General features: G+C 38.7%; 10 protein-coding genes. 7 read left to right on the forward strand and 3 right to left on the reverse strand.

What is annotated here, in order from left to right; translation table 11 throughout:
* Nucleotide 1: 1 nt before the first annotated feature.
* The 3 genes from ACQ334_RS04545 to ACQ334_RS04555 form a co-directional block, all read right to left on the reverse strand.
* Nucleotides 2–1,549 (reverse strand): P-loop ATPase, Sll1717 family, encoded by a 1,548-nt coding sequence (locus ACQ334_RS04545; protein WP_430986980.1) that lies wholly within the window; start codon nucleotides 1,547–1,549, stop codon nucleotides 2–4.
* 195 nt (nucleotides 1,550–1,744) lie between these two features.
* Nucleotides 1,745–2,680, reverse strand: a complete 936-nt coding sequence (locus ACQ334_RS04550; RefSeq protein WP_430986981.1) for a Kiwa anti-phage protein KwaB-like domain-containing protein — start codon at nucleotides 2,678–2,680, stop codon at nucleotides 1,745–1,747.
* Nucleotides 2,681–2,687: 7 nt separating this feature from the next.
* Nucleotides 2,688–3,236 carry a hypothetical protein gene (locus ACQ334_RS04555; protein ID WP_430986982.1) on the reverse strand — a complete coding sequence of 183 codons (549 nt, stop codon included), beginning with the start codon at nucleotides 3,234–3,236 and terminating at the stop codon, nucleotides 2,688–2,690.
* Between the two features lie 325 nt (nucleotides 3,237–3,561).
* On the opposite strand from ACQ334_RS04555, the gene ACQ334_RS04560 reads away from it, so the two are divergent.
* From ACQ334_RS04560 to ACQ334_RS04590, 7 genes are all read left to right on the forward strand, one after another.
* The gene (locus ACQ334_RS04560) at nucleotides 3,562–6,069 is read left to right on the forward strand and encodes an L-rhamnose mutarotase (RefSeq protein WP_430986983.1); all 2,508 of its coding nucleotides are present in this window, start codon (nucleotides 3,562–3,564) and stop codon (nucleotides 6,067–6,069) included.
* A 199-nt stretch (nucleotides 6,070–6,268) separates the two neighbouring features.
* The gene (locus ACQ334_RS04565) at nucleotides 6,269–7,333 is read left to right on the forward strand and encodes a Gfo/Idh/MocA family protein (protein ID WP_430986984.1); all 1,065 of its coding nucleotides are present in this window, start codon (nucleotides 6,269–6,271) and stop codon (nucleotides 7,331–7,333) included.
* A gap of 114 nt (nucleotides 7,334–7,447) precedes the next feature.
* Nucleotides 7,448–9,037: a sodium:solute symporter family transporter gene (locus tag ACQ334_RS04570; protein ID WP_430986985.1), complete on the forward strand. Its 1,590-nt coding sequence runs from the start codon at nucleotides 7,448–7,450 to the stop codon at nucleotides 9,035–9,037.
* Between the two features lie 49 nt (nucleotides 9,038–9,086).
* On the forward strand, nucleotides 9,087–11,252 hold the full coding sequence (locus tag ACQ334_RS04575) for an alpha-L-rhamnosidase C-terminal domain-containing protein (RefSeq protein WP_430986986.1): 2,166 nt from the start codon (nucleotides 9,087–9,089) through the stop codon (nucleotides 11,250–11,252).
* 89 nt (nucleotides 11,253–11,341) lie between these two features.
* A complete protein-coding gene (locus ACQ334_RS04580) occupies nucleotides 11,342–13,354 on the forward strand; it encodes an aceric acid hydrolase (protein ID WP_430986987.1) in 2,013 nt (670 codons plus the stop codon).
* Between the two features lie 134 nt (nucleotides 13,355–13,488).
* Nucleotides 13,489–14,730 carry a ribulose-bisphosphate carboxylase large subunit family protein gene (locus tag ACQ334_RS04585; RefSeq protein ID WP_430986988.1) on the forward strand — a complete coding sequence of 414 codons (1,242 nt, stop codon included), beginning with the start codon at nucleotides 13,489–13,491 and terminating at the stop codon, nucleotides 14,728–14,730.
* 221 nt (nucleotides 14,731–14,951) lie between these two features.
* The gene (locus tag ACQ334_RS04590) at nucleotides 14,952–15,341 is read left to right on the forward strand and encodes a GxxExxY protein (RefSeq protein WP_430986989.1); all 390 of its coding nucleotides are present in this window, start codon (nucleotides 14,952–14,954) and stop codon (nucleotides 15,339–15,341) included.
* Nucleotides 15,342–15,392: the final 51 nt, after the last annotated feature.

Below are 15,392 nucleotides of genomic sequence, written 5' to 3' on the forward strand. Positions count from 1 at the left end.
ATTAGATTGCACGTTTATCCAAATAAACTTCTAGTGCCTTATGATAAATAAATTGTAAATCGAAATTTATAACTAAAGGATCTTCTCTGCGCTCTCTATGCTTAAAATAAATCTTTGCAGGATAAATATAATTTTCAAAATTACCTATTACACTATAATCGAAAAGTAGAATTAGTGCTAATTCAGGATCATATTCTAAGCCTAGGTCTTTTAATTCATTAGTTAATTGAGTTTTTGTAAGTGGTTGCCTTTGCTTTAGATTTTTTAAGCATAGAAAAATTTTTGAAATATCATTTTCGTTGAAGCTGGCAGACAATTCATTCTTCAATTCTAGCATTAGTTCTTCAACATATGCATTTAATAAAGTCTTAGAATTGTAAAAGGTTAAAGGAATTGGAAATGAATTTATTGGTAATGGCTTAAAAAGAAGAATTAAATCTCTAGGCCTAAAAAAGGTGTAATCAATTAAAAACTTAAAGCTACTACCATTATATTGCTGGTCTTCTTTAAATAAGGATGTCCAGGGGTCAAAAGCATTAAAATCAAGATCTTCTTTTTTAAAATTAATTTCTATTCTTTTATTAATAAGTTTTTTTAAGCCTACTTGATTTTCATTGTTTTTAAAATTTTCATGTTCATACCAAACGAGAGGAATTTCATAAGATGAAAATATTTTAGCCGTGTCCGCATTATGTTTAACTATAATTCTTTTCAAATCGTCTCTTAATAGAATTATAATTTTTGCTTCTAATCCATTTTTGCCAAATAAATCTATGTTGTAATCTTTTGCAACCCTAATAACATTCGTCAAACTTTCAATACTATTTTTGTCGCTTTCCTTAAATCCAATGTCCAAATCATCAAAAATTAAAAAATATTCGTTCTCGGAAGTGACATTTTCAAGGAGCAATTTTGTTACTACTTCTTTCAAAGGGGTGAGTAGTTTATAAAAAGGAGCTTTATGTTCTCGAATTCCTATGTCTTTTTTAAATAGAGAAGTAAATACTCTTTTAAAATATTCAATATTAACTTCTAAGGATTTATTCCTAACAATTTCCGAAACTTCATAATTTTTTATATCTACTAGTCCTGAATTTCTTTGAAGAAAAATATTTAAATCTTTAAATTCTTTTATGGATTGTACAGACTGATCTTCAGTTAATAGTTTAATTAACTTCGTTAATATTAACCACTCAAACAGAAGTTTCTCTTCAATTGGTAATCCTTCCTCTTTTCCAATTTGTACAATTTTATTGGTATCAAGGTCACGTGTTTTTATAAAATCACAGAATGTGTTTGCATCGTTTGTAGCAGAATAATGTATGAATTCTGCAATGGCTGATTTACCAGCTCCTTTTCTTCCAGTAATAATAAATTTTTCACTGTTTAATTCAGGAAAAACATTTAGATAATCCCCAAATATTTCCCCTAGTTTAATTTTTGAATTATAGGTAGTTTCTCCTTCCGCTTCTGGGGTTCCAATAAAGAAAGTCCTCGTTGTTCCTTTTGGATATTCATCCTCATTGCTTAGTCTTTTAAAAAAACTCATGATATTCTTTTTTGTTATTTTTAACTAATATTGTCTACCCCTTTGTTGGTAACCACTGTGAAAGCAGCAAACGTCGTTTTCTGGCATCGAAGCAAAGCTATTAAACGTTGCCATACCATCGGCATGCGGAACAAGGGTTGCAACAAATGTAAAGCTTTATCGGTTTGGCTGCATACCAACAATGACGAAGGTATTTTACAATAACGGTTTTGCACTTTCAACATCGAAATCTTCATCAGTTAATTCAGAATGAAGTCTTTTATTTTGTAAAAGGGTAAGGATATCATCCAGAGTTTCTTCGTCAAATACTATTTGACCATTATCAAAATTAATATTCCATCCTTTATCTGTACAAACTTGCTGAAGCCGTGTTATAAAACTAGGGTTTCTAAAATGTCCTAAATTTCTGATTGTAGCAATCTTTCGTAAATATCTTTGATTGTTCCCAACTCTACTGGTGAGAATTTCAATGTTTTTAAATAAATTAAGTTGTGTTACTTCCTGAAAAAGCTCATCTGCATTGTTTATCATTCCTTCCCGGAAATTCAGCCCTTTTTCAAAATCTTTTTTTGAAAGGATGAATAGTGTTTCATCAAAATAGAAAAGGTCTAAAAAACTTGATATGCTGAAAACATTATCTTCTTCTAAATCCTTAAAACTATTATCAGAAAATAAAAGAGGAATTAAACCTCGTGAATATTTCATTTTCCAATTTTCTGGAAGTGTTTTAAAGCCTACAACTTGGATGCCATCTCTATTTCGTAAAATTATTATATATGCTTTTGCCTTGACAAGCTCTTCAACATCTGCAATAACATCTTCTTCGGGATTAAGTCCCGCTAATATTTCTGTAATCCTATAAAAATCCGTTTCCTCATAGTTAATACCTCTTACTTGATCTTCTTCGGGCTCTGGGCAATCATAAGTATAATCTTCAACTGTATTCGCTCGTTCAATTTGGCTTGTAACTATATTCCTAAGTCTTCTTTCGAGTTTATCTTCAATGGGAACATATTTCAAGTCATAGTGAGATATTCGGTCAACCTTATATTCTTTTACAATTGCGAGAGAAACATTTGCTCTTGATAGGTTTAGCTGTTTTAGAGTTCTGAGTTTAGTTCTGTTTGACATATTTAAGTTACTTTTCTTTTTCCGTTACGAAATATAAAAACCTTGTGAGACTTCTGATGTAATAAACTTCTCCACAACGCATATCATGCTTGCTAATAACAATAGTACTATTAGTCTTGCCATCAAACTCGTATTCTAAATCGTATAAATTATAACCCGCTAATAGTAATATTGGGTTCATGAAAACCGACTTGCTTTTTATTGTCAACAATAGCATTAAGCAAAGAAATATGATAAGCGAAACAACGTCTTCTATTTTCGAAAGGTCAAACCCAAAGAATGAAACGATATACGGTATCGTGTAATTTATTAAGTCGACCGAGCGGCTTTTAATTGAACGGATTTTTACTGGCATATTACCTCGCTTTATGGAGGAAACTGAAAAGAAAAGTAAAGCAATGCTGATAACACAAAAACTAAGCAAAATATAAATCGGAATTGAATGCTTAAATCTATGTGTCAATGCAAAATCAAAATCTTTCACAGCAAGTATAATAAATAGAGGTGTATATGCGCTTACAAACAATAATATTGCTGTTAATAATTTAGGCTTCATTTTCTGTTTTGTAGAATGTGCCCGTTACATTTGCAACCAACACTGGCATTAATAAAATTTCTATTTCAACAAAACTCCAATACGCTTACTCATAAGGCAGGAGGTTCTATCAGGTCTCTAAAGATATTATTTAAATCCAATATTTTAAATTTATTTAATTGCTTTGCATAATGCAGTAACTCCACCACCCCAAACCCCTCCCTCCCCAATAGTAATATCTTCCATCTTTTTAGTAAATACATACCTTGTCTACCGGCGCTCTTATAGGTAAATTGTACATTCTTACAGCTATTGAAAAATAATTTTAGCGCACTAATTAGTAACGATGAAACGATTGCCCCAATGCCTGTTGGCGTTGTTATTGCTTTTACATTTTCCTGCAAGGGCGGTGGATATTTTTGTAGCGGCCAATGGCGCCGATACCAACGATGGATCGAAAGGAAAACCATTGGCCACCATTACGGCTGCCTTACGCAAAGCAAGGGAGCTGCGGCGTTTGAACGATGTGGGGGTAGCCGGTGGCATTCATATTATTGTACGGTATGGCGTGTACCATATTACCGAATCCATAACGATACGGCCTGAAGATGCAGGCACCAAAGAAAGCCCTACCTATATTGAAGCCGCACCCAACGAAACGCCGGTACTGGATGGTGGCTTTACCATCGGCAACTGGAAAAAAACGCTCACAAAAATTGCAGGGCTGCCTGCAGCCGCACAGGGCAACATATGGGAAGCGGCTGTACCACTTAGCGCAGGAAGATTGTGCGAATTCCGCCAGTTGTGGGTGAATGACAGCAAGGCCGTAAGGGCCAAAAGCATGAACGGCGATTTGATGGACCGTATACTAAGCTGGGATAAAAAAGAACAGACCTGCTGGATACCCACACCAAAAACTCCGGCGCTGCAACAGGTAGCCGGCGCAGAAATGTTTATTCACCAATGGTGGGCCATTGCCATTTTGCGCATTAAAAAAATGGAGCCGCATGGCGACAGTACAAAATTATTTTTTGAGCAACCCGAAAGTAAAATACAAAGCGAACATCCCTGGCCTGCGCCGTGGATAAGCAAGGAAACAGGCAACTCGGCTTTTTATTTAAGCAATGCCATTCAATTTTTAGATGAGCCGGGCGAATGGTTTTTGGATGTGGCGAAGCAAAAAATATATTACTGGCCAAGGGCCAATGAAAATATGGCCACAGCAACTGTTGTAGCGCCTTTATTAGAAACACTGGTAAAAATAGAAGGCACCATTGACCGCAGGGTAAGCTATGTGTATATCAGCAATATTTCTTTCGCACATACGGGTTGGTTGCGCCCCGGCCAGCAAGGGCATGTGCCGCACCAGCTAGGTTTGTATATGACGGAGGCGTACAAGTTGCGGCCGGCGGGTACTCCATTAAATGCGCATTTGGATAACCAGGCCTGGGTGGGCAGGCCGCCTGCGGCTGTTGCACTGCAATATGCCGCACAAATAAAAATTGAGCATTGCAAATTTGAACACCTGGCATCTACAGGGCTTGACCTGAAGGCCGGCACTGCAATGACAGCGATATCGGGTAACCTGTTACGTGATATTGGTGGTAATGGCATACTGGCGGGTAATTTTGGCGATGAAGGCCGGGAAATTCATTTGCCTTATTTTACCACTAACGAAAATGAGATTTGTGCTTTCAACTGGATACAGAATAACCTGGTCACCAATGTTGGCAATGAAGACTGGGGATGTGCAGGCATTGCGGTGGGCTTTGCAAAAAATATGTCGATACAACATAACGAAATAGAAAATGTACCCTACACCGGCATCAGCCTGGGCTGGGGCTGGACGGCTGAAGAAAATGTAATGCGCTATAACCTGGTGCAGGCCAATACAATTCATCACTTTGGTATGCACAATTATGATTGCGCCGGCATTTATACACAAAGCAATCAGCCGGGTACAAAAGTGCAGGGCAATTATATTGATAGTATTTACAAAGCGCCTTATGCTCACCTGCCCAGTCATTGGTTTTATTTATATGCCGATGAAGGCAGCAGCGGCATTGCATTTGCTGACAACTGGACCCCTTCTGCAAAATATTTACAAAACGCCAATGGCCCGGGCAATGAATGGCATAATAACGGGCCGGAAGTGAGTGATAGCATTAAACAAAATGCTGGTTTACAAAAGGCGTATCAATACCTGCTTGCCGGTAAAACAGCTAAGGCAAATCTTCCCATTAACAAGGAACACAACGAAGTCATTGAACTGGTAACGAAGGCGGGTGAAAAATTAGATGTACAAAAACTAAAAAATATACTGGCTGCCAATACAATGGATAGTACTGCTGTGTACCAATGGCAGAACCATTATGTAATTTTTGATAAGGTGGTGGATGTGGGTGTGATGCAGGGAAGGTTGCAGAATAATTTTCCCACTGCAACAGTAAAAGTGTACCCCGATATGTTTTATGAATTCAACAGAACAAGATGTGATGATAAAAATGTTGCAGCGGAGTGGGATCATATTTTACTTACCTGCAACCTGGTGGCGGATAAAAAAAAGCAGGCCGAATATTTGAATTATCATGCCACACAATTTGAACAATGGCCGGAGATATCGAAAGGGTTTTGTAATGCCAGCTTTCAGCAGTTGTTGATTTTTAAGCATGGAAGGCAGCTGGTGTTGGTGATATCCATTCCTAAAGGAGAAAGTTTGGATAAGCTGAATCCTAAAACAACAGAGAATAATCCGAGGGTAAATGACTGGAATAAAATAATGTCGAAATATCAAGAGGGGATTGAGGGAACAAAAAAAGGAGAAACCTGGGTGTTTTTAAAAAATGTAAAATAATCTCTGTGCAACTCTGTGCCTCTCTGCGAATCTCGGTGGAATAATTCCACAGAGATGCACGAAGGAAACACGGAGATACACTGAGAGAGGGAAAATAACCTCTGTGCAACTTTGTGCTACTCTGCGAATCTCCGTGGAATAATTCCACAGAGATGCACAAAGAAAACACGGAGATACACAAAGCGAGAAAATAAGAGCTATGCTAAATATTGGAATTTTAGGATTGGGCGAAGGCCGCAGCACAATGAGTGCCGCAATTAACAGCAGTAAAGTGCATTTAAAACTCATCTGCGATGCCAATAAAGAAGTGTGCATTCAACGTGCCGATGAATTTAAAATGTATGACTATACTACCGATTACGCAGACATGCTGAATGATGCCGAGATCGATATCATTGCCATTTACACCCCCGATCATTTGCATGCCGATCATGTGAAGCAGGCATTACTGGCAGGCAAGCATGTGATTTGTACCAAACCATTCATTGATGATTTATCAAAAGCAAAAGAATTAATTGACATTCAACAGCAAACCGGTAAAAAAGTTTTTGTAGGACAAAGCTCAAGATTTTTTGAACCCTACAAACGGCAACGCAAAGATTTTGAAGAAGGTGTAATTGGAGAACTGATTACTATTGAAAGCCATTACAATGCCGACCACCGCTGGTTTTTAGAGAAGAAATGGGCGCTGGAGAAATCTTTTAAATGGTTGTATGGAGGGTTAAGTCACCCGGTGGATTTTATAAGATATTATTTGCCCGATATTGAAGAAGTAATGGGGTATGGTATGATCAGCAGCAATGGCAAAACTGCGGGCTTAAAAAATGAGGACACCATGCATTTTATTTTTAAAGCAGCAGACGGCAGAATTGCCCGGGTAAGTGGCAGCTACACCGGCCCCACACAACCCACCAAAAGAGACAGTGGCATGAGCTGCGTGTTACGGGGAACGTTAGGTGCATCGCAGGCCGATTACCACGAACTGCGTTATGCCGTTACCACCAAAGAAGGGGAAGAAAAAATTATTCACTGGGGCGATGCGGCATTAAAATATTATTTCCGTTTTGAAGGGCAGAGCCACCATGCCGGCGAATACCAGAATTATTTAGAATATTTTGTGGATAGCATTGAGCTGGGTTTTACAGCGTACCCTGATTTAAAGGAAGGGATTGGTACCGTGGCCTTGTTGCAGGCGATGGATAAGAGTTTACAAACGGGGATGCCGGTAAGGGTAAAAGATGTTTTAAACGAATACGGATTGTAACCACTAAGACACAAAGAACACAAAGGGTCACTAAGGCTTACTTTTAAAAACTTTTTTCTTTGTGTTCCTTAGTGTTCCTGGTGTCTTTGTGGTTGATATTTTAAGAACAAACGAATGAATAAAATCTACGATAAATTAACGAGCCTCGATTTTGCGATCATTGCAATATACCTTGTTGCTTTGCTCATCATTGGTTATATCGCCAGTTTTAAAAATAAAAAGAAGAACGAAACACTTTTCCTGGCCAACAATTCATTAAGCTGGTATAGTATCGGTTTCAATATGTGGGGAACAAATGTGGGGCCATCTTCCTTGTTAGCATTTGCCAGCATTGGTTATACAGCGGGCATTGTGGGCGGCAATTTTGAGTGGTATGCATTTGTTTTTTTATTGTTACTGGCCATGGTATTTGCGCCAAGGTATATAGCCAGTAAGGTAAGTACCATGCCCGAGTATATGGGTAAACGCTATGGAAAAAGCACACAGGATATTTTAGCAGGCTATGCCCTGATAAAAATATTGATCAGCTGGTTGTCTTTAGGATTATTCAGCGGCGGTATTCTGGTAAGGCAGATATTAGGGATACCAATGTGGCAATCGACCATTGTGCTGGTAGCGTTCTCGGGCTTGTTCACTTATATGGGCGGCTTAAAAGCGATTGCAAAAGTGAATGTGTTCCAGATGATATTGCTGATCGTTGTCTCACTCACCTTAACTTATTTAGGCTTAGAAAAAATTGGTGGCCTGGCCGGACTGGCTGCTAAAACACCTGCGCACTTCTGGAATTTAACCAAACCGGCTACTGACCCCGGTTATCCGTGGCAGGCGATACTTTTAGGGTACCCGGTATCGGCAGTAGCCTTTTTTTGTACTGATCAGAGCATGGTGCAAAGTGTATTGGGTGCAAAAAACTTACGACAGGGGCAGCTGGGTATTAATTTTATTGGCTGGCTGAAGGTGCTGGCATTGCCCATGTTTATTTTGCCCGGTATTATCTGTTACGTGTTGTATCCCAATATCGGCGATGATAAACTGGCTTATATGACGATGGTGACCAACTTATTTCCTTCGGGCTTAAACGGGTTGGTTATTTGTGTGCTGATTGCAGTGCTGGTGGCAACCATCGGCTCTTCTTTAAATGCACTGAGCACCGTTTTTACAAAAGATATTTATGTGAACAATATTAATAAAAATGCTTCGGTAAAAGAACAGGTCTTTGTGGGCCGTGTGGTGGTAGTTGCTGGTTGTATGCTTGCAGTACTGATGGCGATCGCCCTGGATAATATCAAAGGCAAAACATTATTTGATATCTTTCAATCGATACTCGGCTATTTAGCGCCGCCGCTTGCAGTTACTTTTTTATTAAGTGTATTCTGGAAACGTACCACTAAGCTGGCGGTGAATTTAATATTGTCTGCCGGTTCTGCAGTCAGCCTTTTTGTAGGTGCATTAAACTTATGGATATTGCCGCCCAATAAAGTAACCGGCGCAAATACCTGGTGGCCGCATTATTTTTTAGTGTCGTTTTATTTGTTTGCCTTCCTGTTTGTATCGGCTGTTATTATTTCTTTGGCCGATAACAATAAAGTGAAAGCCAGTATTGAAGAAAACGAAATGCCAACAACCAGTAAACAGGTGAAAATATTATTTGCATTATTAGGATTAGTGATACTTGCTTTATACATCATTTTTAACGGACATTAATATGAAAAAGAATTTATTACACAGAGTGGCACGGAGGAATTTCACAAAGATGCACAGAGTTGTCTTTGTGTATCTCTGTATCTCTGTGTGTCTCTGTGTTACGGCCTCCGCACAAAAAGCCACCTGGATATGGTATCCCGGCGATTTTGAAATTAACCTCGCCAACAAAATGCAGAACCGCAGAACGGATAGAAATACTTTCTTTCCGCCCTTCTGGAAAATGGATGCACATTATGTGCTGATGGATTTTCATAAAGTGTTTGACTTAACGGCACCCGAAGAAATTACTGTTTATGCAGAAGGTACTTTTAATTTAAAATTAGACGGCAATGCAGTAGAAAGCGGTATCAATAAATTAATTGTTCCTGCAGGTAAACATAAGATCAATGTAAAAGTTTGGAACGAAGCCAGCGCCCCCGCCATTTTTGTACAGGGGAAAACAATTGTTAGTGATAATACCTGGCTGGTAACTTTTGAAGATAAAGAATGGATTGATGAAAGTGGTAAGACCTCTGATATATCTGCTACCAAATGGCTGAATGCCGGCAGCTGGAATTTTAATGATCCCACACAGTTGCCTTCTGCATTTAAACTGCCCACCAAAAAATTAACTGCCGTTACCACCACCAAAAAAAATAACGAGTGGCTGGTAGATTTTGGCAAAGAAACTTTTGGCTTTGTACAACTGCACGGCATTAAAGGCAGTGGAAAGATCAATTTGTATTATGGTGAGTCAAAAGAAGAAGCCTTATCTGTTACTGATGCGATGACACTGGACCGGTTGACATTTACAAAAAATGTACAAACAGATTCAACGATGATCTTATCCAAAGCATTCCGTTATGTAAATATTGTTTGCGATGGCAATATCAGTATTGATTCTGCCAGTATGTTGTATGAATATGCGGATGTAAAACAAAGAGGCTCTTTTACCTGTTCCGATACATTGATCAATAAAATTTATGACGTTTCTAAATACACTTTGGAGTTAAACACCAGGGAATTTTTTATTGATGGCATAAAACGTGATCGCTGGGTGTGGAGTGGTGATGCACTGCAAAGTTATTTGATGAACTATTATTCTTACTTCGATAATCCAACGGTAACTAGAACGATGATGGCTTTGCGGGGGAAAGATCCGGTAACAGCACATATCAATACAATCCTGGATTATACATTTTACTGGTTCATCAGTGTATATGATTATTATTTGTACACCGGTGATAAAAAATTTATTGAGCAATTCTATCCCCGTATGCAAAGCATGATGGACTATTGCTTAAGCCGCAGAAATAAAAACGGTTTAATGGAAGGTTTATCAGGCGACTGGACATTTATTGACTGGGCCGCAGGCCTCAGCAAAAAAGGAGAGATCAGCTTTGAGCAAATGTTGTTTGCAAGAAGTTTGGAAACAATGTCTTTATGTGCCGATATAGCTAATGATAAAACTAATGCCTCCGAGTATAAAAAATTAGCCGCCGATATAAAAGAAAAAGTTTTTTCTCTTTACTGGAATCAACAAAAAAATGCGTTGGTGCATAGTCGTGTTGATGGCAGGCAAACAGAGAATGTAACACGTTACGCCAATATGTTTGGCATCTTCTTTAATTATTTTACAGACGAACAAAAACTGGCAGTAAAGCAGCATGTGTTGTTAAATGATTCTATTCAGAAGATCACCACACCTTATATGCGCTTTTACGAGCTGGAAGCGTTGTGCGCCATGGGAGAACAATCTTATGTGTTGAAAGAAATGAAATCTTACTGGGGCGGCATGTTAAACCTGGGTGCTACCTCTTTTTGGGAAGAATATAATCCTGATAAAAAAGGTGCTGAGCATTTAGCGATGTACGGAAGAAAATTTGGTAAGAGTTTGTGTCATGCATGGGGTGCAAGCCCTATTTATTTGTTAGGAAAATATTATTTAGGTGTTAGTCCTACAAGGCCCGGTTACGAAGCTTATACTATACAACCGCAACTCGGCGGTTTGCAATGGATGCAGGGAAAAGTGCCCACACCCAATGGGGATATAGAAGTGTATTGCAGCACCAAACAAATAAAAATAAAATCGGCTACAGGAACAGGCACCTTAAAAATAAAAAGTAAAACCAAACCAACAGGAAAAGACATTATAGTAAACGCCACCGGTGGAGACAGTTATGAAATAACAATACTGCCGGGAGTGGAATATGTTGTAAATTATAAAGTGTTTTAGAATAACACGGAGATTCACAAAGAAGCACGGAGATACGCAAAGAAGCTCTGTGAAACTTTGTGTTACTCTGCGAAACTTAGTGTAATAATATGAAAAGGATCTTCATCACATATCTGTCCATTGTAATGATGCAAATAACATCTGCACAAAACGGATTAGTCAACACCATGCAAAGCCCCCATGCAAAGCTCAATAGCGTGGGCATGAGCGATGTACAATGGACAAAAGGTTTTTGGGCAGAACGCTTTGAAGTATGCAAAGATTCGATGGTGCCGCATTTATGGGCAACCTACACCAGCAAAGATTTTTGTTATTCCTTTCAGAACTTCAGAATAGCAGCAGGATTAGATACCGGAAAATTCCGTGGGCCCTCTTTTCATGACGGTGATTTTTATAAAACTTTAGAAGCAGTAGCGGCATTGTATGCATCAACAAAAGATAAAAAATTAGATGCGATGATGGATGAGGCGATTGCAGTAATTGCAAAAGCACAAAAAGAAGATGGCTACATTTATACCAAGTCGATCATTGAACAACAAAAAAGCGGCAGGAAAGAAATGTTTGATGACAAACTGAGTTTTGAAGCGTACAACTTTGGCCATTTAATGACAGCAGCCTGTGTACATTACAGGGCTACAGGAAAAACAAGTTTACTGGATGTAGCCAAAAAAGCCACCGATTTTTTAATTCATTTTTATAATAATGCTACGCCTGAACAGGCACGCAATGCCATTTGTCCTTCGCACTATATGGGCATTACGGAAATGTACCGCACTACAGGCAATACAAAATATTTAGCGCTGGTAAAAAAGCTGATTGATATAAGAGGCATGAGTGAGGGCAGTGATGATAACAGCGACCGCTTGCCATTTCGCCAGATGACAGCAGTAAACGGGCATGCGGTAAGGGCCAATTATTTATTTGCCGGAGTAGCGGATGTTTATGCAGAGACGGGTGATGCAACTTTACTGCACACATTGGACCTGATGTGGGATGATGTGGTGAACCATAAAATGTATGTGACCGGCGGTTGCGGTGCTTTGTATGATGGTTTATCGCAGGAAGGAATTTCCTACAAACCGGATTCGATACAAAAGATACAACAGGCTTACGGTAAGGATTACCAGCTACCGAATATGACGGCGCACAATGAAACCTGTGCCAATATTGGTAATGTATTATGGAACTGGCGCATGCTGCAATTAACCGGCGAAGCAAAATATGCCGACATTGTGGAGCTGGAATTATACAACAGTGTGTTAAGCGGGATCAGTATGGATGGTAATAAATTCTTTTACACCAATCCATTGGCAGCAGCAAGAGAGTATCCTTATGATCTGCGATGGAGCGGCGGCAGACAAAAGTACATTAGTAAGAGTAACTGTTGCCCGCCGAACGTGATACGCACCATTGCAGAAGTAAGTGATTACATGTACAGCATTGGTGAAAAAGGTTTGTATGTAAATATGTATGGCGGCAATGTTTTGAATACCGAATTACATGATGGCACAAAATTAAAAATGGAACAAACCACCAATTATCCCTGGGATGGAAAAATTGTTATCACCATAAAAGAAGCCACTCCGCAGGTAACCAATATTTTTTTACGAATACCAGGTTGGTGTAAAGGGTATACTTTAAAAATAAACAACGCATTTCCTAAAGTACGGGATATAGAAAACGGTTATGTAATAGCAGGAAGACAATGGAAAGCAGGCGATAAAATTGAATTGGTATTAAATATGCCGGTTACATTATTAGAAAGTAATCCATTAGTAGAGGCAACAAAGAACCAGGTAACGGTGAAGCGTGGGCCAATTGTATATTGTTTGGAGTCAGCCGACCTGCCCAATGAAAATGTATTTAATGTGATGATTCCAGCTTCTATAAAATTACAACCAATACCCATGAAAATTGATATGGGTAATGTAATGGCATTAACTGGTGAAGCAAAAGTTTTGGAAAATAAGAATTGGAAAAATACATTGTATAAGGAACTGAATACAACAAGTAAACCAATAAAAATAAAACTGATCCCTTATTATGCATGGGCTAATCGTGGACAAACTGATATGACGGTGTGGATGCCGTTGGTAAGGTAAGTGAACCACGAAGGCTCTAAGGCACGAAGGGACACAAGGGATTAAGTAATAATTAAAACAATTAACAAAACAGGGAGTAGCAAAGTTTTTCTTAGTGATACTTGGTGCCTTCCTGTCTTAGTGGTTCAAAAAAAATGGAAAGAATAACAGCAACCTATTTTATCGAAACACCTTTTGCACCTGAAGCAGCGGCACAGGTATTAGCAGGCGAACAATCATCCGGCACATTTGTAGCCGTGCCAGGAGAAACAGAAGAACTCAAACAACGCTTTGCTGCAAGAGTAGAAAGTGTTGAAACATTGGAAACAGTTACTGAACCTGCTATTCCCGGTGCAACAAGTAAGGACGGCAAATATCATCGTGCTATTGTAAAAGTAAGCTGGAGTATAGAAAACTTCGGTTACAACTTACCGGTGATGGTCTCAACATTGCAAGGCAACTTATACGAGATCACGCAATTCACAGGGTTAAAATTAATGGATATTGAATTGCCTGTTTCATTTGGTGAACATTATAGCGGTCCTGCATTTGGTATTGATGGCTGCAGAAAATTAACCGGCGTAAATGACCGGCCATTGATTGGCACCATCATCAAACCGTCAATAGGATTAACGATCAGTCAAACTGCTGACATTGTAAGAACTTTAGCCGAAGCCGGTATTGATTTTATAAAAGATGATGAATTATTGTCTTCTTCTGCCAATTCAAATTTTAATGATCGTGTTGATGCAGTGATGCAAGTGATCAATGATCATGCAGATAAAACAGGTAAGAAAGTGATGTTTGCATTTAATATTAGTGGCGAAGCAGATGAAATGTTACAACGATATGAGAAGATTGTAAACAGTGGGGGCACTTGTGCCATGATCAGTATCAACAGCATTGGGTTGTCTGCTGCAAAAAAAATAGGCGATCAAAAACAATTGGCTATTCATGGCCATCGAAATGGATGGGGCATGTTGACAAGACATCCATTATTGGGCATTGATTTTAAAGCCTACCAGAAATTATGGCGGTTAGCAGGAGTTGATCAATTACATGTAAACGGTATTCAAAATAAATTCTGGGAGAGTGATGATAGTGTGGTGCATTCTATTGAAGCCTGCTTAACACCTATGTATGATCATAAAACAGTGATGCCTGTAGTTTCTTCCGGGCAGTGGGGTGGACAGGCTTTTGAAACATACAGAAGAACAAAAACGGTAGACTTATTATACATGGCTGGCGGTGGTATCATGGCACACCCTATGGGAGCGGCTGCAGGTGTATTGGCTTTACAACAGGCATGGAAGGCTGCAGTGGAGGGAATGAGTTTGGAGGAGGCTGCGAAAGAATTTCCGGAATTTAACAAATCAGTAGAGAAGTTCGGGAAGTGAACCACGAAGGCACTAAGGGCACGGAGCAACACGAAGAAATAAGAAGTAAAAAAGAGAAAAATTAAAATTTATTAATGAAAACAGAAAGCGTATAAATTTTTCTTTGTGATACTTTGTGCCCTTAGTGCCTTAGTGTTTCAAAAAGACACGAAGGAGCACTACAAAAAAAATTAAACCTAATCCGAAGAATATTCAATTACACTATTGAAAAAACTTTGATTATGTATAATAATTTATCAGAACAGGAAGAGTATATCGCAAAACAAATTGTCGACATTGCGATTAAGATACACCAACAGTTGGGGCCGGGACTTTTGGAAAGTGTATATGAAAAGTGCTTTTGTTACGAATTAAAAAAGAGGGGAATCAGTTTTAGAAAGCAGGTGCAGGTGCCTATTTATTTTGATGAACTGAAAATTGATGATGGATTACGATTGGATATTTTAATTGAAGGGCTGGTAATTGTTGAATTAAAAGCTCAGGAAAATTATCATCCGGTTTGGGAGGCACAATTGTTAAGTTATTTAAAATTAACTCAAAAGCGGCTTGGATTCCTGGTTAATTTTCATGTGCCATTGATGAAACAGGGAATTAAAAGAATGATACTTTAAAACTTTGTGAGGTAAACCACAAAGACACTAAGAACGCTAAGTGCACGAAGG

The organism is Ferruginibacter sp. SUN106 (assembly GCF_050611765.1).
Taxonomy (GTDB): Bacteria; Bacteroidota; Bacteroidia; order Chitinophagales; family Chitinophagaceae; genus Ferruginibacter.

Excerpts from the sequence above, each read along its gene's own strand:
- ACQ334_RS04590 (WP_430986989.1), top strand. The coding sequence starts at position 14,952 with ATGTATAATAATTTATCAGAACAGGAAGAGTATATCGCAAAACAAATT.
- ACQ334_RS04550 (WP_430986981.1), bottom strand. The coding sequence starts at position 2,680 with ATGTCAAACAGAACTAAACTCAGAACTCTAAAACAGCTAAACCTATCA.
- ACQ334_RS04585 (WP_430986988.1), top strand. The coding sequence starts at position 13,489 with ATGGAAAGAATAACAGCAACCTATTTTATCGAAACACCTTTTGCACCT.
- ACQ334_RS04575 (WP_430986986.1), top strand. The coding sequence starts at position 9,087 with ATGCACAGAGTTGTCTTTGTGTATCTCTGTATCTCTGTGTGTCTCTGT.
- ACQ334_RS04545 (WP_430986980.1), bottom strand. The coding sequence starts at position 1,549 with ATGAGTTTTTTTAAAAGACTAAGCAATGAGGATGAATATCCAAAAGGA.
- ACQ334_RS04570 (WP_430986985.1), top strand. The coding sequence starts at position 7,448 with ATGAATAAAATCTACGATAAATTAACGAGCCTCGATTTTGCGATCATT.
- ACQ334_RS04580 (WP_430986987.1), top strand. The coding sequence starts at position 11,342 with ATGAAAAGGATCTTCATCACATATCTGTCCATTGTAATGATGCAAATA.
- ACQ334_RS04565 (WP_430986984.1), top strand. The coding sequence starts at position 6,269 with ATGCTAAATATTGGAATTTTAGGATTGGGCGAAGGCCGCAGCACAATG.
- ACQ334_RS04555 (WP_430986982.1), bottom strand. The coding sequence starts at position 3,236 with ATGAAGCCTAAATTATTAACAGCAATATTATTGTTTGTAAGCGCATAT.
- ACQ334_RS04560 (WP_430986983.1), top strand. The coding sequence starts at position 3,562 with ATGAAACGATTGCCCCAATGCCTGTTGGCGTTGTTATTGCTTTTACAT.